General features: G+C 63.1%; 20 protein-coding genes. 3 read left to right on the top strand and 17 right to left on the bottom strand.

All coding sequences use genetic code 11. The features are described 5' to 3' along the window. Nucleotides 1-292: 292 nt before the first annotated feature. A complete protein-coding gene (locus LDO22_RS02325; RefSeq protein WP_224025965.1) occupies nt 293-958 on the top strand; it encodes a biotin transporter BioY in 666 nt (221 codons plus the stop codon). Between the two features lie 17 nt (nt 959-975). Further along, the gene (locus tag LDO22_RS02330) at nt 976-1284 is read left to right on the top strand and encodes a CHY zinc finger protein (RefSeq protein ID WP_346347086.1); all 309 of its coding nucleotides are present in this window, start codon (nt 976-978) and stop codon (nt 1282-1284) included. Here the strand turns inward: LDO22_RS02330 and LDO22_RS02335 are convergent. After that, entirely contained in the window at nt 1207-1563 is a 357-nt protein-coding gene (locus LDO22_RS02335; protein ID WP_159633084.1) for a hypothetical protein, read from the bottom strand. The two genes, LDO22_RS02330 and LDO22_RS02335, sit on opposite strands and share 78 nt — an antisense overlap. A 254-nt stretch (nt 1564-1817) precedes the next feature. Here LDO22_RS02335 and LDO22_RS02340 point away from each other — a divergent pair, with 254 nt between their 5' ends. Then, on the top strand, nt 1818-2396 hold the full coding sequence (locus tag LDO22_RS02340; RefSeq protein WP_201302463.1) for a DoxX family protein: 579 nt from the start codon (nt 1818-1820) through the stop codon (nt 2394-2396). Between the two features lie 114 nt (nt 2397-2510). On the opposite strand, the gene LDO22_RS21825 is transcribed toward LDO22_RS02340, so the two are convergent. From LDO22_RS21825 to LDO22_RS02425, 16 genes are all read right to left on the bottom strand, one after another. Further along, entirely contained in the window at nt 2511-2996 is a 486-nt protein-coding gene (locus LDO22_RS21825; RefSeq protein WP_328699867.1) for a LacI family DNA-binding transcriptional regulator, read from the bottom strand. Between the two features lie 121 nt (nt 2997-3117). Continuing rightward, nucleotides 3118-5238: a beta-galactosidase gene (locus LDO22_RS02355; RefSeq protein WP_224025967.1), complete on the bottom strand. Its 2121-nt coding sequence runs from the start codon at nt 5236-5238 to the stop codon at nt 3118-3120. Between the two features lie 33 nt (nt 5239-5271). After that, nucleotides 5272-6180: a carbohydrate ABC transporter permease gene (locus LDO22_RS02360; protein WP_224025968.1), complete on the bottom strand. Its 909-nt coding sequence runs from the start codon at nt 6178-6180 to the stop codon at nt 5272-5274. Beyond that, on the bottom strand, nt 6177-7115 hold the full coding sequence (locus LDO22_RS02365; protein WP_224025969.1) for a sugar ABC transporter permease: 939 nt from the start codon (nt 7113-7115) through the stop codon (nt 6177-6179). Before LDO22_RS02365 ends, LDO22_RS02360 begins: the two co-directional genes overlap by 4 nt. Continuing rightward, nucleotides 7105-8325, bottom strand: a complete 1221-nt coding sequence (locus LDO22_RS02370; protein WP_224025970.1) for an extracellular solute-binding protein — start codon at nt 8323-8325, stop codon at nt 7105-7107. The genes LDO22_RS02365 and LDO22_RS02370 overlap by 11 nt, the downstream gene beginning before the upstream one ends. Before the next feature lie 272 nt (nt 8326-8597). Next, a complete protein-coding gene (locus tag LDO22_RS02375; RefSeq protein ID WP_224025971.1) occupies nt 8598-9653 on the bottom strand; it encodes a LacI family DNA-binding transcriptional regulator in 1056 nt (351 codons plus the stop codon). Nucleotides 9654-9824: 171 nt separating this feature from the next. Next, nucleotides 9825-10829 carry a carbohydrate kinase gene (locus LDO22_RS02380; protein ID WP_224025972.1) on the bottom strand — a complete coding sequence of 335 codons (1005 nt, stop codon included), beginning with the start codon at nt 10827-10829 and terminating at the stop codon, nt 9825-9827. Between the two features lie 91 nt (nt 10830-10920). Continuing rightward, the gene (locus LDO22_RS02385) at nt 10921-12345 is read right to left on the bottom strand and encodes a glycoside hydrolase family 32 protein (protein WP_224025973.1); all 1425 of its coding nucleotides are present in this window, start codon (nt 12343-12345) and stop codon (nt 10921-10923) included. 320 nt (nt 12346-12665) lie between these two features. Next, nucleotides 12666-13736, bottom strand: a complete 1071-nt coding sequence (locus LDO22_RS02390) for an ABC transporter ATP-binding protein (protein WP_224025974.1) — start codon at nt 13734-13736, stop codon at nt 12666-12668. After that, entirely contained in the window at nt 13733-14680 is a 948-nt protein-coding gene (locus LDO22_RS02395; RefSeq protein ID WP_224025975.1) for an ABC transporter ATP-binding protein, read from the bottom strand. The genes LDO22_RS02390 and LDO22_RS02395 overlap by 4 nt, the downstream gene beginning before the upstream one ends. After that, nucleotides 14677-15603, bottom strand: coding sequence for an ABC transporter permease (locus LDO22_RS02400; protein ID WP_224025976.1), 927 nt, complete (start codon nt 15601-15603; stop codon nt 14677-14679). The genes LDO22_RS02395 and LDO22_RS02400 overlap by 4 nt, the downstream gene beginning before the upstream one ends. 32 nt (nt 15604-15635) lie before the next feature. Beyond that, nucleotides 15636-16613, bottom strand: coding sequence for an ABC transporter permease (locus LDO22_RS02405; protein ID WP_224025977.1), 978 nt, complete (start codon nt 16611-16613; stop codon nt 15636-15638). 94 nt (nt 16614-16707) lie between these two features. Further along, entirely contained in the window at nt 16708-18381 is a 1674-nt protein-coding gene (locus LDO22_RS02410) for an ABC transporter substrate-binding protein (protein WP_224025978.1), read from the bottom strand. A 78-nt stretch (nt 18382-18459) separates the two neighbouring features. Then, nucleotides 18460-19530, bottom strand: coding sequence for a LacI family DNA-binding transcriptional regulator (locus tag LDO22_RS02415; RefSeq protein WP_159633123.1), 1071 nt, complete (start codon nt 19528-19530; stop codon nt 18460-18462). Between the two features lie 191 nt (nt 19531-19721). After that, a complete protein-coding gene (locus LDO22_RS02420) occupies nt 19722-20720 on the bottom strand; it encodes an aldo/keto reductase family protein (RefSeq protein WP_224025979.1) in 999 nt (332 codons plus the stop codon). Next, on the bottom strand, nt 20720-22228 hold the full coding sequence (locus LDO22_RS02425) for a glycoside hydrolase family 32 protein (RefSeq protein WP_224025980.1): 1509 nt from the start codon (nt 22226-22228) through the stop codon (nt 20720-20722). Before LDO22_RS02425 ends, LDO22_RS02420 begins: the two co-directional genes overlap by 1 nt. Between the last annotated feature and the right edge of the window lie 398 nt (nt 22229-22626).

Below are 22626 nucleotides of genomic sequence, written 5' to 3' on the forward strand. Positions count from 1 at the left end.
AGTGTTCATCACGCGTTGGGAAGACCGTGTCCGGATGTTCCGTGCGGCTGTGACGCCGATGAAGTTCCTCGACTCCCCACGCGGCCCCACGCGTCGGCACAGATGGTGTTGATTTCGATGAGTTCCTGGCCGGGGCCAGCGCCGCCCTTCGGTGTCGGCTCGACGGGCCGTCCGCTTTTGTAGTGGTTGGTCCAAAGATCACCGGCATGGTGGTGGCCTCGCTACAAAAAGGCCGGAGGCAGGGCTGTGTAGCCTTCTTCGCAGGACCCCGTCCAACACCACAGGAGGAACCATGACCCGACCGGCGACGCCGAGCCCGGCCCCGTCCCAGTCCCCGGCCCAGGCACCGCGCCCCGCGGCCGGGACCGGACCCCGCACGACCCGCCGGATATGGGATGCGCAGTCACTGGCCCTTATTTCCGTGTTCGCCGCGTTGATCGCAGCCTCGGCGATCGTCCCGGGCATCCCTGTCGGCGGCTTCGGGGTGCCCATCACCCTGCAGACCCTGGCCATCATGGTGACCGGCCTCGTCCTGGGCGGACCGCGTGCCGCAGCCGCCGTAGCGCTGTACCTCCTCCTGGCGTTCGCTGGCCTGCCGATCTTCTCCGGCGGCCGGGCGGGACTGCAGGTCCTCGCCGGCGGATCGGCCGGATACATCGCGGGGTTCATCCTCGCCGCCCTGCTTGTCGGCATGGCCGCGGAGCAGGTCATCCGGCGCGTCCCGGCCAAGCGGCGCGGCCTCTGGTTCTTCCTCTCCGCCGTCGTGGTTACCGTGGTGGCATCACACCTGCCCGGCGTGCTCGGCATGATGGTCAACCTCAAGCTGTCGTGGCCGGCTGCCTTCGCCAGTGACCTGATCTTCTACCCGGGCGACATTGTGAAGGACGCGGTGGCGTCCGCAGCAGCGGTGGCCGCGCACCGAGCCTTCCCGGACATCCTCGTGCGCCGGGTGAAGTGAGCGGGGCCGGACCCATGATGATCTTCGGCAGGACCGTGGACGACCAAACCCGCTGCATTCACTACCACACCCAGGAAGACGTGATAGCGATCAAGTTCAAGTGCTGTCGTCGGTACTATCCCTGCCATCTATGCCATGAGGAGGCAGATCACCGGGCCCAAACGTGGCCGCGGAACGAGTGGTCCGAGCCGGCAGTTCTCTGCGGTGTCTGCAAAGGTGAGATGTCCATCCATACCTATCTGGCAACCTCATCGTGCCCCTACTGCGGCGCGCGTTTTAACGAACGGTGTGGCGCCCACACGCACCTGTACTTCCAAACGACGTAACGCCGGGCAACCGGGATGGATCCAAATCTGGCGACTCATCTGCGAGAGGGCCATGATGCAGATCCCGCCGCCAAGCAGGATGAAAATCCCGAGGCCAAAAAGCAGACCCGCGCCCAGTCCGGACGTAGGTGGCCTGACCGCGAGCACACCGGCAAGGGCCAAATAGACCCCGATGGGGATGAAGACTGCAGGTCCCGCGAGGAAGGTCTTGGCCAGCAGGTAGCCGAACAAGCCCAGTCTTGCCAGCAGGATCAGCCACCTGAGCGCATCAGCATTCACTGTCCGCCCTACGCTCCGTCTTGCCCGGCGACGCCAGTCAAAAGTTGACCGATCCACTACACGAAGCCCATGCAGGCCACGAAGATTCCAACTACGGCCACGTCAGCCATCAGCCACCTCGCCCATGACAAAGCCGTCACGTGCGCCGCGGTCGCCGGGCCGTTATCTTTCCGGTCCCCAGCATTCCCCGTCTCCTGAGTCCTAGAATGGCGTCAAGGCTTGATCCCGCACCACTGACCGAAGGGTTCATCAGCGTGAGTAATGAAAATGTAACGCCGGCCGCCACCACTGCGGCCCGTACCCTGTTCCGTGCCGCGCTTGGCGGTGTGCTCGTCGCACACGGGTCGCAGAAACTCTTCGGTTGGTTTGGCGGCGGCGGTATTGAGGAGACCAGCAAGGGCATGGATGCCATGGGCTTCCGCCCTGCGAAGACCAGTGCCATGCTGGCTGGTCTCGGTGAAGCCGGTGCCGGGCTGGCGCTTGCCCTGGGGTTCGCCACGCCTGCGGCGGGAGCGGCCGCTGCTACCACCATGGGGGTGGCGGCCAGTGTGCACGCGCCGAACGGCTTCTTCGCCATGGACGGCGGCCTGGAATACCCCGCAGTGCTCGGGCTCGCGGCCACGTCCTTCGCGATCGGGGGACCAGGGCGGGTTTCCCTGGATGCCCTCACCGGTCATGTTTTGGACAGGCCGTGGATGCGGGCAGTCGCCGTCACTGCCATACCGGTGGCTATCGGTATCCAGATTTACCGTCGCCGCCAGGCGCTTGCTGCAGACCACACGCCTGCCTCGAGCGCCACGCCGGCGGAGGACGGGTCCTCTCAACCGTCCTGAACCAGCATGCCGGTGCGCCACGCCAGCCCCCTCCCTTCTCGCTGCGTGATCCGGCTGCAGTACTTATCAGGCAGCACGGCAGCCCGGTTGGCACTGGATTCTTGAAGGTCACGGCTACTCCTTGCGCGTCGTAGCCTCACCAAGGGTGGGCCGTCCCCGCCGGAGCTTTCCGGCAGGAATACCGGGCCAGGTCTGACCCTCGTTGTATTTGCGTTGGAGTCGCTTGACTTCCTCCATCGTCGCGGCAACCACGAGATCAGAGAGCGAGGCGTACCCTTCCCCGGGTCCGGCGGCCTGAAGGGCCGCCCGGACCTGGTCAGCCTGATCGGCGGTGAAATATGGGTTGATGTGAGCAGCCGATTTCGCCTTTGAAAATGAACACGTTCCCCACTCGGTCGCCCCCGCGGGGTTAGGTTTGGGGTGGCGTGTCCCCGGCTCTTGCTCGGAACGACGTACCACCTGGGCGGGCGGCGTATATTGCAGGGCGCGCATCGCTTCCCTTACTTTCTCGCGGGTATCCGGAGCGACAACGTCCGGCTGGTTGAGAACATTGGAAACGGTCGCCACTGAGACGCCCGCTGCCACGGCCACATCTGCCATGCGTGCTGTAGTCGGCAATTGGTCTCCATCGTGAGTTTTTGATTGAGAGCCGGTCGTAAGAACGGCCCGTAAGGCGGAGGACCCGAGTGTCCGGCCCTCCGCCTCCCGATGCTCCGACAAGTTAGCCCTTGCCGTCCTGCTTCGAGGCCTCAAGGAGGACCCGTACGTCCCAGGCCCCCAGCTCGATCTTGGTGAGGCTGGTCTTCTCCGCATCGAGCAGGTCGTCCATGGAAGCCGGCGCGGCAACCGTGGCTGGTTCCCAGCCCCAGTTGTGCACGAAGTGGAGACGGCCGCCGTCAGCACTTGTCGCGGAGTGGACGGTTACAGTCTCCGGCAAGTCTTCCCAGCCTGAGGCGTTTTCCGGGGCCAGCCAGCGCACCAGGTCCGCTGCAAGTTCCGTATTGGGCAACGTGCCGACGCTGGTGATCCTGCCGCCCCCCGCCGTCGTCGTGGTGATGGCGGGGTAGCGGCCGAATTGCGGGTGGACGTAGCTGGCAAGGGCTGTGCCATTCTGCTGCTCGAGGTAGTCGATCCACTGGGTCGCGAGGCTGCCCGTTGAAAGATGGAATCCTTCTGCCGCTTCCAGTTTGAGCGGTTCGGCGAGCTGCGAGAATTCCTGGTAGCTGACCCCTGCTTGTTCGGCGAGGCGGGAAGGTTTGGTTTCGAGCCGGGCCCGGGCTTCATGGTCCGCGTATGCGGTGCGCATTCCCAATACGAGGTGGCCGCCGGCTTCGGCGTAAGCCCGCAGCCAGTCCAGGAGTTCGTCGTCCGCAATGTACAGGCCCGCGGCAATCAGGACTGGCAGTTCCTTAGCCACATGGGCAGGGTCCATTCTCTGGCCCTCCGTGCCGGTGATCTGGCGGTCGTGCAGGATCCGAACGGGAGTTCCCGCCCGGAAGGCACCTTGGTAGAAGGCTTCGAAGATCTTCTGGTAGGAGCGTTCGTCTCCCGTCATGGGCGGCTCGGACAGGAAGCAGGGCTGGCCGGCCAGGCCCCACTTGGAGTCGTTGGAGTAGATCATGCCCACTTTCGCATCCGGTGTGAGGCCGACCAGGGCTTTGTCTGCAGTTTTGAGCTCGGCTCCGAGCTGGGCAAGTTCCCGATAGACGCGTCCGGGTTTCTGGTCGTGTGGAAGGACACCAACCCAGTAGGTTTCAGCGCCGTAGTGGTTGGTGGCCCAATGCCAGTATTCGATCATTTCGGCGCCCCGCGAGATGAACGCATAAGCAGCCTGTCGCCACTGCCCATCAAACGCCGGGTACTGCATTGCTGACCCGCCGATTGCTCCTGCGTTGGTCTCGGTAACCAGGAACGGTGCCTGTTTGGATGAGTACATACGGTCGCCGCTCTGGAAGAGCGTCCAGGCGCCGCTGGTCGCCCACCCCTGGGGTGAGCTTTTCGACGGCGGGATGGCGAACGCGTCCTGCATGGCGTAATAGGGGTTACCTGCCGTGACATCGAAATCCCGGGTCATGTCCTGATCGTGCTGCGAGGGACGGTCGTACGCGATGCAGGTGGTGACAAACTGCTCCGGGGTGGAGTACTCCCTCACGATGGCGGCCTGCCATTGAAGGAATTCGGTGGTGAGCCGCGCTTGAAACCGGCGCCAGGCCAGATCGTATTGCGGTTGGGCGTTGTTATCCGGTGTCCAGAGGTCCGCCCACGTGGAGAGCTGATGGGACCAGTAGACCAGGCCCCATTCCTTGTTGAGGTTCTCCACCGTTCCGTACTGGTGCCGGAGTTCGTCTGTGAAGCGTTGGAAGACGCCGCGGTTGTGGAATGCGAGGAGGCCCGGCTCGTTGTCGACCTGGTAGCCGATTACCGCAGGGTGCGTCGCGAAGCGTTGGACGATTTTGCGGATGATCCGTTCGGCGTGGAATTTGAAAGCGGGATGGGTGTAGTCCACTTCCTGCCTGGCACCCCATCCCAGTTGCTGGCCGGTCTTCGGCTCTCCCGCGATTTCCGGGTAGCGGCGGGCAAGCCACATCGGAATGGCGTAGGTCGGGGTACCCAGGACCACGGAGATGCCGCGTTCGTGGGCTCCGTCCAGGACCGGGGCCATCCATTCCAGGGCAAATTTGCCGTCCTCGGGCTCCCATTGGGACCAGGTGGATTCACCAACTCGGATGACGGTCATGTTGGCCGCTGCCATGAGGTCGAGGTCCTGCTGGAGGCGGGGGGAGGGCTGGTATTCGTGGTAGTAGGCGGCGCCGAAGAGTACTTTGCGGGGTCGTTCAGTCATGGATTTTAACTTTCGTGGAGGAGGAGGGGTGCGTCACGCTTTGACGGCACCGGTGCCGAGGCCGGACTGCCAATACCGCTGAAGGAACAGGAACGCGGCCATGAGGGGGAGTACCGAAACCAGTGACCCGGTGATGACGGTGGAGAACAGCGCCTGGGATCCGGAACCGGCTGCCGATGCTGCCTGCCATTGGGCAAGTCCGACCGGAAGAGGGAACAGTTCAGGGCTGTTGAGCATGATCAGGGGGAGGAAGTAGTTGTTCCAGGAGGCGACGAGTGCGAACAGCAGCACCGTGATCGAGCCGGGTACGAGGAGCCGGAGGACGATTTGGAAGAAGATGCGCATTTCACCCGCCCCATCGACGCGGGCGGCTTCGATGAGTGAGTCCGGGACTGCGTCGGCGGCGTAGACCCTCATGAGGTACACGCCGAACGGGCTGACAAGGGACGGCAGGATTACTGCCCAGGGGGTGTTGGTCAGGTTTGCCCCGGCGAAGAGCAAGTACGTGGGGATGGCGAGGGCCGTCATGGGAATCATCACGGCGCCCAACACGAGGGTGAACATCGCGTCACCACCGGGGAACTTGTATTTAGCGAAGGCATACCCCGCGGCAGTAGCCAGAGATGATGCGCCCAGGCCACTGACGACGGCGTAGACCAGGCTGTTGATCATCCAGTGGAGGAAGACGCCGTTTTGGAAGGTGAAGACATTGTGCAGGTTTTCGGCCAGGTTCATGTGGGAGAACCAGAGGCCGAAACTGCTGAACAGGTCTTCGTTTGCCTTGGTGGAGGCAACGACGAGCCAGAACATCGGCAGGAGGAAATAGACCAGGCACAGCAGCATGGCGACGGTCAGGAGCGTGCTCCGGCCCGAGCGTCTGCGCCGCGCCGGCGCCGTAGCCTGGGTTCCTGTTGCGGGTCGGTCGGCGACTGTAGCCGTCATAATGCCTTTTCCCTTCTGTTCGCGGTCAGTTGAACCCCATAGCTGACGGCCATAATCACGATTCCAAGCAGGAAGGCGATGGCCGCTGCATAGTTGGCATCCTGATTGACGAAGGAAAGCTGAAAGGCGTACATGTTCGGCGTGTAATCCTGACCGATGGCTGCGGGGGCGATCACCCGCAGGAGGTTCGGTTCATTGAAGAGCTGGAATGATCCGATGACGGAGAAGATCGTGGTCAGCAGCAAGGCACCTTTGATGGCGGGTATCTTGATGGACCACGCCACCCTCCACTCACTGGCGCCGTCGACCCGCGCCGCCTCGTACAGTTCGGCGGGGATGGACCTGAGGGCCGCATACATCACGATCATGTTGTAACCGACGAATCCCCACGTCACGATGTTCATGATCGAGAAAAGGACGTTACCCCCGGCGAGGAAGTCCGGCGCCGGAAGCCCAAGCGACTTGGCCAGTTGCGCGAAGGGGCCGAAGTCTTTCCCGTAAAGGTAACCCCACATCAGTGTGGCGATCACGCTGGGAATCGCGTACGGCAGGAACACCCCGAGACGAATGAACTTTTGCAGGCGCAGCATCCCGCTGTCCAGGATGAGGGCGAAGAGCAGTGACAGGCCAAGCATGACCGGAACCTGGATTACAAGGAACAGCGCCATACGGCCGACTCCACTCAGGAAGGACGGGTCAGTCAGGGCGCGGGCGTAGTTGTCCATGCCGACAAACGAGATGCCTCCGATGAGTTGCTTCTTGAAGAGGGAGAGATAGCCTGCATAGCCGAGAGGTACCGCGACCATCAGAATGAAGGTGACCATGAAGGGCATGGACAGCGCATAGGCTGCCACGTACTGGCGCCGCCGCGCGATGTTCGCCGTCTTCCTGCGCGGGGTCCGCTGTGCTTGCCGGGGAGCGGTTTCAGCTTGCAACGGTGAAGCCCTGTCCCTTGGCGTATTGCACCAGGTCATCCTGCCAAGCGGACAAGGCAGCGTTGAGATCGCCCCGGTCGCCGATGGCTTTGCCCATGGTCTTGTCGTAGCTGCTGGCGGCGTAGTCGTTGAACGGCAGGAACTGGAAGCCCTCCTGCACGGTCGAAGCGATGTCAGTGAACTCCTTGTTGACCTTCTGGCCACCGTAGAAGCTTGCTGCCGCATCGGCGAAGGCGGGGTTCTTGAGGGTTTTCGTCGACGGCGGGAACAGGAACTGTTCGTTGGCCAGGGTCAGTGCCGCCTTGTCATCCGTGTTGACGAAGCGGGCCAGCATGGCAGCGGCAATGGGGTTCTCGCTTGACTTCAGGACGGCGTCGGTTGAACCGCCGTAGTTGCCGCTGGCGGGCTTCGAGGGGTCCCACTGCGGCAGTGGTGCGGCGCGCCATTTGCCGGCCGTGCTCTTCGCGGTTCCCTGCAGGAACACCGGGCCCCACGCACCTGTCAGCCATGCCGCGTACTTTCCGTTGTTCAGGCCCTGGTACCAGGCGTCGGCAAAGTCGGGTTCGTTACCGATGTTCCCGGAACGGAAGAGATCGTTCCAGTAGGCGGTGACCTTCTTGCACGCGGCGTCGCCGGCGAGGTTGATTTTGACGTTCTTTGTTCCGTCGTATGAGAAGGGCCGGCCCCCGGCCTGCCAGAAGAGGCCCAGCATGTTCGCCTCCGAGCTGGGTGCCCAGTTCACGAGCATGCTCGATGGGTTCTTGCCCCGATAGTTCGAAACTGCGGCCGCGAAGTCGTCCCACGTCTTGGGGATGACGATTCCGGCGGCCGTGAACAGGTCCTCGCGGTACAGCATCCCCATGGGGCCGGTGTCCTGCGGAACGCCGTAGATCCCCTTGCCACCGGGCGTCACGCCGTCCCAAACCCAGGCCGGGTAGTCGGCCTTCAGGTCACCGATGCCGTACGGGGACAGGTCCAACAGGTTGTCTGTAAGGGTGAACGAAGGAAGTTTGTCGAACTCCATCTGCACCACGTCCGGTGCACCCTTTCCAGCCTGTATCGCTGCCCGCAGCTTCTGGTAGTGCGCCCCGCCCTGGCCGACGTTCACTACCTCGACTTTGACGGCAGGGTACTTGGCCTGGAACAGGTCGACTTCTTTTTGGATGTCCGGCACCCACGTCCAGAAGGTCAGCTTCGTGTCCTTTTTCATGGCCGCATCAATATCAGCCTGGGATACGGGGGAGGAGGGGCCGCCCGACGCCGGGGACGTCCCACCGCCACAAGCGGTGAGAGCGCTAACACTTAGCGCAGCCAAAGGGAACGCGGCCAGGATGGAGCGACGTGAAATATCTCGTGACATGACTTCTGCTTTCTATTGGGAGGGTGACGTGGGTGCGGCGGCTCGCCCGTAAGGTTGGCGCGCCGCTGCGCCAGTGAACGTGGGTGGTGTTCGTTCTTACGGGAGGTGGTGAAGCTGGCCAGTCAGGCCAGACTGCCGAAGTAGGGTGCGGTGGATGCCCGCACGATCAGTTCGGTGGGAAGGTGAATGCTGGTGTTTTCCGCTTCGCGTCCCTCAATGAGATGAATGAGTTCGCGGACGGAACGTTCTGCGACGGAGGAAAAGTTTTGGCGAACCGTCGTGAGGGGAACCATTTGGTAGGCGGCTTCGGGAACGTCGTCGAAGCCGATCACTGATATGTCATTTGGGATGCGCATGCCCTGCTCGGTGAAGGCGCGGATGGCGCCCATCGCCATGTGATCGTTGGCGACAACGATGGCAGTCGCGGCCGCCCGATCGAGGGTCAGTGCCGCTTCGTATCCGGACTTGGGTGACCAATCACCTTCAAGGAGGGGGCCCGGGTTTAGTCCCAGGTCCTCCACTTCCTGCAGCCATCCGTCGCGGCGCTGGGCTGCTGAGTCCCAACTAAGCGGTCCGGCAAGGTGCGCAATCCGACGATGCCCGGAGTTGTAAAGATGGCGGACGGCAGTCCTCGTGCCTGCCACCTGATCCGAGTCGACCAGCACGTACTTGGCTGACTCGGTCGTTATGGGGCTCGTGGTGACCAAGGGCATGTCAGTCAGGGCAGACGCTTCGAGATGGAGGGCTCCCGCCACACCGGAAACAATCACTCCCTCAACGCCACGCACCATCAGATAATGAATGGCTTCTTCAAGTTGCGCCTCGGACGCCTCTCTGACCGTGGTGAGTGTCAGGCCATAGCCAGCCTTCCAGGCAGCCTGTTCCAGGCTGAACAATCCCGCGGTGGGCCCGTAAAGAGAGCTTGCGGTTGCGATCAGCCCGATTTGATGGGTCCGTTGCGTAACCAGGGCACGGGCAGCTGCGTTCGGGCGATAACCCAAGGCCGCCACCGAACGCAGGACCTGGGCGCGGACCTGCGGCCGCACATTGGCTTCGTTGTTGACGACACGGGACACCGTCTTGGCGGAAACCCCGGCATGAGCTGCGACGTCCGCAAGTCGGGGCAACGCCTGTTTTGATGCTTCTTTCGGTGATGCTCCGACAGCGCTGTCATTCATGAGTGTGATCTAACTCGCTTACTGACAGCGCTGTCAATGATAAGGCGCGTCTTCGTGACCCATTCGTTATAGTCCGACGTTGCGCGGACTTCGTTGAGGTGAGTGAAGCTGCGCCCAGCCCACCGACGTCGGTGGACTCGAGACCCTCTTCACCTTCCGGGTCGAAGCATGTCAGGGCAAAGAAGCCACTACAGGAGTGCTCCCGTGGGTTTGTTCTGTTGCGGGTCTCGATGTTGCGGAGTCCGGTGCTTCGACTGCACCTTTCAGTTCGTCCAAAGTTGGCGGGTTGGCTCCGGCCCGCTGTACGGTGATGGCCGCCGCTGTGGCTGCAGTGCGTCCCAGCTGCTCCAGGACAGCAGGGGCGAAGCCTTCAGTTCCGCGGGTGAGGAGACCAAGGATGAGCGCGGCCATGTAGGAGTCCCCAGCGCCAATGGTGTCCACGACCGAGGTCCTCACCGCAGGGATTGTGACGCCTGCGGCAGCGGAGGTGAATTGGGACCCTTCGGCCCCTTTTGTTATGACCGCCAGGCCGGTGCCGAGCCGGAGGATATGGTCGGCGATTTCCTCAAGGGTCTTGTTGGGATAGAGCCAGTGGGCGTCTTCGTCGCTGAGTTTCACGACGTCGGTCAGGGATACGAGTTCTTCGAAAATCCCTTTCGCTTCTGCATGGCTGCCCAGCAACGAGGGACGGATGCTCGGATCGTAGGTCACGGTGCACTGTGCGTGGGCTTGTTCCATCAGGGCTTTGACCACGCCCGCCCCCGGGCCCAGGAAGGTGGCTATGGAACCCGTGTGGAGGATTTTCGGCAAGTAGGCAGGCGTTGCTGGTGGCAGTTCCCAGTGGATGTCGAAGTCGTACTCCGCGGAGCCGTCAGACCCAAGGATTGCTGCGGTCGTTGCCGTGCGCGCGAGAAGCTTTGATCCCGGCAGGAGAGTCACTCCTGCCCGGTGTAGGTGCTCTTCTATCAGTGTGCCGCGTGCATCCGGGGCGATGGCCGTCAGCAGCCCGGTGGCGACGCCCAAAAGCCCTAGGCCGTAGGCGACGTTGGCCGGCGATCCACCGGGATGCTCAACCTGGCCGTCCGGAGTGGTGACCACGTCGACGAGTGCTTCGCCGACGACCAGGACGTCCAGGAAGCGTTGGGTGTCATGGGGAGTTGTTTTGGGGTTTGCCATGATCTTCTCTCCGGCAGGTGATGGTAGCGGAGCGGGCAGGCCATTCGGCGGCTGATGGCAGGACGGCCTGCCCGCAGCGTTTTGCGTTGGGTTATGACAACGCGCTGATTTCGTTGATCGTGAGGTTGCCGAAGGTGGCAGTTCCCTCGTGTGCGTAAAGACGGATGCCATTGTCGCCGTCAAGGGGGAACACCCGGTGTGAGTGCACTACCCGTCCGTCTCCTACGAACAGTTCGACGCTTGTCCGGTCAACGAGGATACGGAGCGTTAGGCGCCCTGCCGAGGGGTCGAAGGGCGTCTGGCTTTCCCCGCCGGTTGGGTTGATGGTGGGTCGCCGGTTCACGTACACGAAGGGGCCGCGGAGGAATGCGCCGGCTGCGACGTGCCGGCCCCCGCCGGCTGCACGGCAGATCTCAAGGCCAACGTTGGCGGGCGGGCTGGCCGGATCCCACCTCAGCTCACAGTTCAGGTCATAGGCCAGTGAGTTGATATCGAGGTCCCGGGTGCCGGTGACAGTGACGTCACCAAGGCGGTGGCTTTGCTTAACGTGGTCGCTCAGGCCGGCTGTCGGGGCTGAGACGAGGTGGTAGCTGGTGCCGTCCTTCTTCAGCCGGACATCGCGCACGATCATGTCGTCACCGTTGTACGCGTCAGTCGCCAGGGTCGGAGTGTTGTGGGGGTAGTCCCAGAAGTTCGCCCACCCGAGCGCCCGGCGCAGGGTGGCATCCTCTGCTCCGGAGGTGTCGTGGTGTGGGTAGGTGACTGCTCCGTAGAAGTCATAGCCGTAGTCCAGCCATTCCGGCTCGGCCTGGTCGGGAACAAACGAGGTGCCGTTGAATGACCCAATCCAGTACGCGTAGGTTGCGGGCAGGCCGCGGCCTTTGCCGTTGGCGCTGGTGCCGAGGACCCAGTGCGAAGTACCGTCGTCGGCGGTCATTTGAAAAAGGTCGGGGCACTCAAGCAGCCCCAGATCAGTGCGGATGAACTCGCCGACCCGCTGCCAGGAGCGCAGGTTCGGGGATGTATAGAAGCCGAGCTTCTGCCCTTCGGCGTTGACCATGAACCACTGACCCCGGTCGGCGTCCCAGATCACTTTCGGGTCGCGGAAGTCCTGTACTCCGGGGTTGGGCAGGACCGGGGCCGGGTCACCGGGCTGGAACGAGCGCCCACGGTCCGTGGAGTACCAGAGGTATTGGGCCTGGCGGCCTTGGGGCGCCTGCGTTACGAGGGCAATCACGGCGTTCTCGCCGTATCCGGCAGTGTTTCGTTCGTCGATGACAAGGCATCCTGACCAGCAGTCGCCGTTGTCGTTGCTGAACTTTGGAATGGCGACGCCGCGGTCGCGGAAGGAGACGTGGTCGGTGGTGGTCGCGCGGCGCCACGATGTGCCTCCACCACCCTGCAGGTAATCGCCGTTGTAGAGGTAGTAGTAGTGGTATTCGCCATCGATGTAGATGGGCCGCTGAGGGTCGTTTTTCCAGTTGTCGGGGACGCTGAAGTGATAAGTCGGGCGCATGCGGATTGGTCCTTTAAAGGGCGGCTTGGCCGGAGTGGCGCTTGGGGTCTCTGGTGGTGCTGCTCCTGCCGGCTGGGCCAGGGAGGCGGAGAGTGCGAGCGATCCTGTGAAGGCAACCGCTCCACTTCCGGTGAGGAGGGCGCGCCGGGAGACAGGGGGTAAATTTTGCATGGGTTCCCTTTCGGTAGACAGCTTCGGTGCTGCTACAGCATGGATATTGATGTTTTCGGGCAGCGCAGGGCGGTGCTGCTGTCGTATTCGATGTACCGTGCACCTGCCAGGACAGACGGGACGGGTAGCCCGTTTGTGAAACAGGAATTTCAGGTTGCAGGCTGCGGTTCCGTTGAAAGTGCGTGGCCGCCGCCGGCGCCTGGCCGGTAGAGGTGGCAGCGGACCCAGTGGCGGTCCAGCGGATCGCCCACCTGGTGCCGGACGGGTTCCTCGGCTGAGCAGCGCTGACCCGGATCGCCTTCGAAGGGGCAGGTGGTGGAATCCATGACAGCCTGCCGGAGCCGGGCGCGCTGAACGGGGTCGTAGGAGCCGGCACGGGCCGGATCCGGAACAGCCGAGACCAGCAATTGGGTGTAGGGGTGGGCCGGGTTGGCCAGCAGGTCCAGGGATTCGCCCTCTTCCACGATTTCGCCGGCGAACATGACAGCCGTCCGGTCCGCGAGGTACCGGGCTGAGGCGAGGTCGTGGGTGATGTAGAGCATGGAGATGCCCTGTTCATCGCGTAGTTTCCGCATCAGGTTCAGCACGCCGATGCGAACTGAGACGTCCAGCATGGACGTTGGTTCGTCGGCCAGGATGACTTGAGGTTCGACGGCGAGCGCGCGTGCGATGGCGACCCGTTGACGTTGCCCGCCTGAGAGTTCGTGGGGGTAGGAGTTGAGCATGTCAGCCTGCAGCCCGACGGTGGTCATGAGCTCCTCGAGACGATGCCGGGTCTGCTCTTCGGTTCCGCGCCGGCCGGAGCCGCCTTTGCCGTGAATCACGAGTGACCGTCGCAGGAAGTGCTCGACCCGGTGTACGGGGTTGAGGGAGCCGAAGGGGTCCTGGAAGACCATCTGAAGCCGGGAGCGGAACGTGCGTGAGGCCTGGAAGCGGTCGCGTTTGAGGACGTCGACGCCGTCGAGGAGTATGGCGCCTTCGCTGGGTTTCTCAAGCCTCGCGACACAGCGGGCCAGGGTGCTTTTGCCGGAACCTGATTCCCCGACGAGTGCCACGATTTCTCCGCGGCCGATGGTGAGGTCTACATGGTGCAGTGCCCGGACGGTCTGGCTGGAGAACAGGCCGCCGGTGTGGAATGACTTTCCCAGTCCGCGCACCTCCAGGGCCGGGGTCCGGGTGGAAACATCCGGCCGTGTTGGGGAGTGGACGGTGTGGCTCATTGTGCTGCTCCTTCAAAGACGGCGGCTTCGGCGTCAAACGGTGCCACGAAGTGGCCCGGCGCAATTTCGGTAAGGTCCGGGATGTTCCGGAACTTCACGCCTTCGGGCAGGCCCTTGAGCGGGACCCGCGGGCCCGTGAGCGGCGGGAAAGCGCCCATGAGGGCCTGGGTGTAGGGGTGCCCGGGGGTGGTGTAGATGTCGTGGGCTTTGGCGGTCTCCACGATGCGGCCGCCGTACATGACGGCCATGCGGTGGGAGAGTTCCACCATCAGGGACATGTCGTGGGTGATGAACAGGACGGAGAAGCCCAGTTCGCGCTGGAGGTCCTTGATCTGCGCCATGATTTCCTGTTGCACCACCACATCCAGCGCGGTGGTTGGCTCGTCCAGAATCAGCAGTGACGGCTTCAGGGCGACGGCCATGGCGATAACGGCGCGTTGCCGCATCCCGCCGCTGAGTTGATGCGGATACGACTTGAGGCGGCCCGGATCGATTCTCACCAGCTCCAGCAGCTGTGCAGCGCGTCGAAGGGATTCCTGGCGCGAGTAACCGGCGTGCGTGGTGAAAATGTCGGCCATCTGCTCCCCGATGGTCAGCACCGGGTTCAGCGAGTTCATGGCGGACTGGAACACCATGGCAACGTCCTGCCAGCGAAAACGGCGCAACTCGTCCTGGCTCATCGCCAGCACGTTCCTGCCTCCGAAGGAGATGCTGCCGGCAGCGATCTTCGCCGGGTCCTTGAGCAGCCGCATGATTGAGTTGGCGATGGTCGACTTTCCACAACCCGATTCGCCGGCCAGCCCGAACACCTCGCCGGCGCCGATGCTGAAGGAGACGTTGTCCACGGCCGTGGTCGAGCGGGTGTCTCCGATGTACTTGACGGTGAGGTTCTTGACGTCGAGGACTGGTTCGTGGGAGCCGAAGGAGGTCTGGGAGACGGTCACTGTGCCGCGCTCCTTTCGGTGGTTGCGGGTTTGCGGATCTTCCGCAGCCGCGGGTTGGTTACTTCGTCGACTGCGTAGTTGATGAGTGCCAGGGCGAATGCCACCAGGGCGATGCAGAGGCCGGAGGGGACGAAGACCCACCAGCTTCCGGTGAGCAGGGCGCCTTCGTTTCCGGCCCAGAAGAGGTTGTTTCCCCAGGAGACGGTGCTGACGTCCCCCAGGCCAAGGAATTCGAGGCCGGCCTGGGCTCCGATGCCGTAGATGACGCAGGCAAGCAGTGTCCCCATCACGATTGATGCCATGTTCGGCAGGATTTCGCGGAACATGATCCTTCCGGCGCGCTCTCCGGACACGACGGCGGCAGCTACGAAGTCCTTGGAACGGATGGACAGGGCCTGTGACCGGAGAACGCGAGCCGAGCCGGCCCATCCGGTGACGGTGAGTACCAGGACCACGGTGCCCAGTCCCGGGGGCAGGAAGGCGGCCAGGATGACGAGCAGCGGCAGGCCGGGAAGGAGGAGGAAGACGTTGGTCAGCAGCGACAGTGTTTCGTCGACGAATTTCCCGAAATAGGCCGATGCCAGCCCGACGAGGATACCGACGAAGGTTGACGCAAACCCGACGGTAAGGCCCACGAACAGGGAACTCCGGGCGCCGTGGACGGTCAGGGCGAGCACGTCCTGGCCCTTGGCAGTGGTTCCGAGCCAGTGCTCGCCGTCCGGTTCCAGTGAGGCCATGCCGGTGATCCGGGAGGGGTCGCCCGGGAACAGCATGGGCGCGGCCAGCGCCAGGACGATGAAGACGAGCATGATGGCCATGCCGGTCATGGCCTTCTTGTTGGTGGTGAGTCCGTGGATGAAGCCGCGGTTGGTTTTGCGGGCAGCTTTTGCTTCGGTTGGCTGCTGGAGGATAACGCTGGTCATGGTCGGTCCCTTGGTTACTGGGTACGCAGTGCTCAGTTGCTGCGCACGCGGGGGTCGAGGCGGACGTAGAGGATGTCCACCAGGAAGTTCGCCAGCAGCACGGCGGCGGTGATGGTCAGGAACAGGCCCTGCATGAGTGGGTAGTCAAGGCCCTGGACGGCGTTGAGGAGCTGGTAGCCGACGCCGGGGTAGGCGAACACCACCTCGGTGAGAAGGGCGCCGCCCACGACGAAGCCCAGGCCCATGCCGAAGCTGGTGACGGACGGAAGCATCGCGTTCCTGGCGGCGTACCGGAGCATGATGCGGGCCGGGCGGAGGCCCTTGGCTTCGGCCATGGTGATGTAGTCCTCGGAGTTGGTGGCGATCATGGTGTTCCGCATTCCAAGCATCCAGCCACCGATGGAGACCAGCACGATGGTCAGCGCCGGGAGTACGAGGTGGGCGGCGACGTCTCCGAGGAACTCAGTGGTGAACGCCGGCTCCAGGCCGTCCGTGAACGCGTGCCGGATCGGGAACCAGCCCAACACCACGCCGAACAGGTACAGCGCGCCCATCGCGAGCCAGAAGTATGGAAACGAACCGATGAAGACCAACACGGGAGGCAGGGCTGAATCGACCGCGCCGCCGCGGCGCCACGCTGCCAGGATGCCCAGCAGGTTACCGACGACGGCGGCAATCACCAGGGCGGTCCCGCCGAGCAGCAGGGTCCAGCCGATCTGGGACGAGATGACCTCGGTGACCGGGGTGGGGAACCGTGAAATCGATACCCCCATCTGCCCGGTGAGGATGTTCTGGAGGTAGCCGGCGTACTGTTCCCAGATGGGCCGGTCGTCTACGCCAAGCAACTTGCGCAGGGCCTCAATCTGTTCGGGCTGCATACGGTCCTGGGAGCGGGCGAACATTCGGGAGACGGGGTCCCCGGGCATGAAGCGGGGGAGCAGGAAATTCAGGGTGATGGATGCCCAGAAGGCGATCAGGTAGAAACCCAGGCGGCGCAGGATGAAGCGCACGGTTTCCCTCCAATTCGGGAGTTGTGAAAAGTGTGGGGGCTGGCCGCCGGATAGTCCGGCGGCCAGCGGTGTCGCGCGGTGGGCGGCCAGGCCCTTACTTGCGCGGTTCCAGGCTGGTCAGCACCAGAACCGTGGTGGGTGCGCGAACCGAGAGGGTGGCGTAGGGATTGTCCTGGGTGGGCCAGCCAATAAAGCGGGTGTCGTTGTAGGCACCCCACTCCGGGCCGGAGAAGAGCGGCACCAGCGGTGCGGCGTCGTTGTACTCTTCCTGCAGCTTGTGGGCAATATCCTTCTGCTTGGACTGGTCCGTGGCGGTAGCGAACTCCGTCAGCAGGGCATCGGCTTTGGGGTCGCCGAAACGGTGGTAGTTGTCGAACGTCTTGGTACCCACCGGCTTCACCGTGGAGGAGCCCATGGAGGTGTTGAAGTACTTGTACGGGCTGGGGTCGTTGGCGCTCCAGACGATGCCGGAGTCAAAGTCACCGGTTTCGTAGCCTGACACAACAGCGGCCCAGTCCGGGGAGTCCACTTTCGCGGTCACACCGACTTCTGCCAGGTTCTGGGAGATCACGTTGGCAACCGAGAGCCAGTCGGACGAGCTTGAACCCACGGAGATCTTGAACTCGAACGGCTTGCCGTCCTTGAGCGTGCGCTTGCCGTCGGCGCCCTTGGCGTAGCCCGCCTTGTCCAGCAGCTCATTGGCTTTCTGGACGTCGTGGTTGGTCCAGGTGCAGTTGTCCTTGACCTGGCTGTTCTTCCAGGTTTCGTAGTTGCCGGACAGGCCGGTGCAGTCCGCGGGCTGGGCGTAGCCGCTCATGCCGATCTTGGTGACCTGGTCCCGGTCCACGGCCATGCTCAGCGCCTTGCGGACGTCCACGTCGTTGAACGGCGCCCTGGTGGTGTTCAGCTGCCAGTTGATCATGGCGCCCGTGGGCGGGAACCAGTAGTGCCGGTGGTCCTTGTCCTTTGAGACGAAGGTCTTCCCGATGTTCGGGATGTACTGCGGAGCCCAGTCCACGTCGCCGTTGGCTGCGGCGAGGTTGGCGCCGTCGTTCCCGGCGAAGGCGAGCATCTTGATGCCGGCGATCTTCTGTTTCTCCGGCTGCCAGTAGTTGGGGTTCTTCTTCAGCACGAAGGACTGGGCCTGGAAGCTGTCCACCTCGGTGTACGGCCCGGTGCCTACCGGTTTGGCGTTGGCCTCCTTCTCCGGATCGGCCAGTGCGGCCCAGATGTGTTTGGGCAGGACGCTGAGTTGGCCGACGTCGTAGAGTGCGGGGGACCAGGGCTTGTTGAAGTTGAACGTGACCTTGTTGCCTTCTGCGCTCACGCCGTCGAGGTACTCGTAGCCGCCCTTGAGCTTCTTCTGAAGCTCGAACGTGTAAGCCACGTCGTCGGCAACCAGGGGCTGGCCATCGGACCACTTCACACCATCACGCAAGGTGAAGGTGATGGACCTGCCGTCGTCGGCGGCCTTCCAGTCGGTGGCCAGCCACGGCACGGTGTCTCCCTTGGCCGGGTTGAAGATCAGGAGTGACTCGTAAATGGACTGCTGGACCATGGGGTTAACGGTCGGTGCGAACGGGTTGAAGTTCTGCACGAACGTGCCCATGTCTTCGCGGGGGATGGTGAGGAACGCGCCGGCGTTGGCTGCGGCGTCGGTGCCGCCGGGCTTGTTGCCCGTGGCAGAGCAGCCGGTCAGCAGCATCGCGCCTACGGCCAGTCCGGCCGCGGCAATGCGGGCAGACGTGAAGAACCTGGTTTGTGTCATGATGGTTTATCTCTTCCTGTCTTCATCAGCAAGGTGAAGGGTGGGTGGGGGATTTGCTCTTCGACGTTGATTTCGCGGTCAGACCGAAGAGCGTTCTAGCAGCGGACAGTCGACCAACTGCTGGCCGGCAGTGATCGGCTGTCCTGCTGTAAGGGCGGCAAGCGTCTGGACTCCCAGAGCGCCCATCTTTTCGAACGGCAACGCAACCGTGGTCAGCTTGGGCCTGAGGTAGGCCGCGATGAGTTCCTGGTTGTCGAAGCCGATCACGGCGATGTCACCGGGGATGGCCAGGCCACGTTCTTTTATGGCGTCGTAAGCGCCCATGGCCATGCGGTCATTGAGGCAAAAGAGTGCGGTTGGCCTCTCCTTGGCCGGGTACCGGTCGAGGATTTGGCAGGCAGCGTCGTAGCCGCCGTCTGCCGTTGCATACCCGGCCACCACCAGCTCCGGATCGAGCTCAAGGCCTGCGTCGGCCAGGGATTCCCGGACCCCCTGCAGACGCCCGACAGCTGCAGGGATGCCCGGGTCCAGGTTGATCACACCGATCCTGGTGTGGCCGGCCTGGAGGAGGCGTTCGATGGCCACCCGTCCGCCGGCCCTTTCGTCGGGAACGATCGAGGGCAGCTTTCCGTCCAGGTCGAAACAGTTGACGAGCACCGTGGGCACTTCGTGCGCGCTTGGGGGCACATGTACACCGCGGTGGTGCGTTGCCGCGTACAGCAGGCCTTCCACCCGCTGCTCCAGCAACTTCTCAACGGCAGCCTCCTCCATTCCTTGGTTGGGGCCGGCCGTATCGCCCTGGTCCGACGGGGCAATAAGGAGGAATCGATGGTCGATCCAGGCCTGGTCCTGGGCACCTTTGATGATGTCCACTGCGAACGGTGCGGTCACGATCTCGGTGACAATCCCGTACCAGTCGCTGCGCTGGGATGCCAACGCCCTGGCCCCGGCATTTGGACGGTAGCCCAAGGCTTGGACGGCGTCGGCGATCCGGGTCCGCGTCTCTTCCGAGATGCTGGCGTTTTCGCGGTTGCTCAGCACGAATGAGACAGCCGTCCGGGAGACTCCGGCATGCTTGGCGACGTCACTCATGGTGACACCACGCTGCCGTGCAGCAACGGGTTTGCTTGAGGAGGCGTTTTTCGCCATTGAATGCTCCAGTGGTCTTCATTGAGCCGGGTAGTGCCAGTTCTGCCGGGAGGACATCTGTCCTGCCCGATTGCAGGTAACTCGCGTTACCTTGCGCGCGTGATCCAAGTTACTCGCGTTACTAAGAGGTGTCAATAGCCGCTAATGGGCGCGGACATCACCAGCCCTCTTCCGGCCGGGACGTGTGGCGGTTAGGGGCGGTTCTTGAAGGACTCGACCTTCCCCGGGTCTCTTTCGACCACCGGGCCGAGGATCTTATCGATCCTCACGAGCAGTTCCGGGTCAAGCTTGACTCCTGCAGCCTGGACGTTGTCGACGAGTTGCCCGGGCCGGGATGCTCCCACGATGGCTGCCGAGACGTTGGGGTTCTGCAGTACCCATGCGACAGCGAAGGCTGCCATCGACAGTCCGGTCTCTTCGGCCAGGGGTTTCAGCTGCTGGACACGGGTGAGGATGTCCTCGCTGAGAAAGCGGTGGTCGTTTTTCAGGCCGCCGTTGTCGGCGCGGAAGCGGGAACCCTGTGGGGCCGCGGCGCCGGGAGCGTACTTGCCGGTGAGGACTCCCTGGGCGAGCGGAGACCAACAGATCTGGCTTATGCCCAGCTCCTCGCTCAGTGGAACGATTTCCTGTTCGATAACGCGCCAGAGCATGGAATACTGCGGCTGGTTGGAGATGAGCTGGATGCCAAGTTCGTTGGCCAGGGCGGCGCCCGACCGTAGCTCGTCCGTCGTCCACTCTGAGACCCCGATATAGTGCGCTTTCCCGGCCCGGACGATATCGGCAAAGGCCTGCATGGTCTCTTCCAGCGGGGTCTCGTAGTCGTATCTGTGGGCTTGGTAGAGGTCGACGTAGTCGGTTTGGAGACGGCGCAGCGATGAGTTGATGGACTCCATGAGGTGTTTTCGTGACAGGCCGCGGTCGTTCCGGCCGTCCCCCGTAGGGAAGTAGGCCTTGGTGAAGATCTCGACGCTTTCACGGCGGGTCCCTTTGAGCGCCTCGCCCAACGCTCGCTCGGCCCGGGTTCCGGCATAGGCATCGGCGGTGTCGAAGGTGGTGATGCCCAAATCCAGTGCTTGCTTGACGCACTGCGTCGCTGCATCCTGGTCAATCTGCTCACCGTGTGTGAACCAGTTTCCGTACGCGATTTCGCTGATGTATAGGCCGGAGGATCCCAGCTTGCGGTGTTCCATCAGGCTTTTTCCTTTCCTAAATCGATGAGTTGGAGCGCAGCGTCGGCCGTGCCACCAGTGGAGTACAGGGTGAGGGATGTCTGGGCACGGTCAGGGAAGATCAGTTCAGTCACGGTGGCGAGCCCATCGTTGGCGAAAATTTCCACGGAGCAGTGGTCAACGAAGATCTGGAGCGCGTAACTGCCGTCCTGCCGGGCGGCAATCGGAGCGAGGCTGGTGGAGGGGAAAGCTTCGTGAAAGCCGGTGTCCCCGGAGCGGGTACGGTCCACGATGAGTTCTCCGCTGCGGGGCCGGATCCCGATCCGCGTCCCGGCCGTGCCGTCGGCTGAACCCCTGACAACAAGGCCGAACTCCTCGGCACCGCCCGGCGTAAAGATGATGTCAATGGCCTGTACTGCTGCGCCGCCCTCGACTGCTGCCTGGCCGTTTATGGTTAGCCACTGCAAGGGGCCGGACTCCGACGTTGCTTTTACTTCCGGCGCGGGTTGCTGAACGAGCCGGGGTTGACCGTTCACGGAAACAAGGGAAATGTCCCTGACCAGGCTCATGGGACTGCGCCAGGGAGCGGTGGGAATGTGGTTGGCGTACTGCCAGTTGTTCATCCAGCCGATCATCAACCGCCGGCCTTTTGGAACGTTGCTGAACGAGACGGCTGCATAGTAGTCCCGGCCCCAGTCAAGCCACTGGTAGTCGGGTACGCGCTCCGGATCCTGCATACCCTCGGTGAGGCTTGTCTCGGAGCGGAACGTGGCGCCGTCGAACTCTCCCACAAAATACTGGCCTGCCGACCCGCCGTTCGGGCCTCCGGGGTTCATGTTCACCGTCAGGACCCATTTCCTGACCGAGGTGTCACCGTTCAGCGGCAGCTCGAAGAGGTCCGGGCACTCCCAGATCCCGCCGGTGCCGTTTGCAGGGCCGAAGGTGCTGAGGTATTCCCAGTTCTTGAGGTCTTCCGAGCGGTAAAGCAGGACAGTGAAGTCATGTGCTTCGACGGCCACCATGACCCAGTAGCTGCCGCCCGGGCCGTCATAGCGGAAGACTTTTGGGTCCCGGAATTCCGGTGAGTTCCTGGTGAGGACCGGGTTGCCGGCATACTTCGTCCAGGCGTAGCCGCCGTCAGTGCTCCATGCGATGGACTGGGCCTGGGTGCCCTGATGGGGGGAACCCGGTTTGTATGCACTCGTGTAGATGGCCACCAAGGGGGCTTTTCCGTCTGCGCCGAATCCACTGGTGTTGCCGGTGTCCACCACGACGCTGCCGGAGAAGATTTCCTCGGTTTTATCGCAGGGGATTGCTACCGGTTGTTCCTCCCAGCTGACCAGGTCTGCTGAGGTGGCATGGCCCCACGACATGTTGCTGTGAACGTTTCCGTAGGGGTTGTTCTGGTAATAGAGATGGTAGACGCCCTCGTGGAAGACCAGTCCGTTGGGATCGTTAAGCCATGTGTTCCTGGCAGCGTAGTGGATGGCAGGCCGGTAGGTGTCGAGGGTCGGGGTGACGCTGTTCATTGTTCTCGTTTGATGGCCGTGTGCGCGGTCCGCAGTGCCATGGAGAGGCCGTGGGTTGGCATGAAGATACTGCCCTGACCCGGACAGGCGGCGCCTGGGCCGGCCTGAAGAATCGGGTTTTGTGTCATGATGGAATATCTCTTTCCTGTCTTCATCAGCAAGGTGAAGGGTGGGTGGGGGATGTGCTCTTCGACGTTGATTTCGCGGTCAGACCGCAGAGCGTTTTAGCGGCGGACAGTCGACCAACTGCTGGCCGGCAGTGGTCGACTGTCCTGCTGTCAGGGCGGCGTCCACCAGGTGCCACGTTCTGGAAGGCGCTCACCGTCATATCTCCGGAGGTGGCTAAACGGCGTCCTTCGACGACGCCGCATTTCCCGCCGCCGCCATTGAACCGTCAC

Origin of the sequence: Arthrobacter sp. NicSoilC5, assembly GCF_019977395.1 — a bacterium.
Taxonomy (GTDB): Bacteria; Actinomycetota; Actinomycetes; order Actinomycetales; family Micrococcaceae; genus Arthrobacter.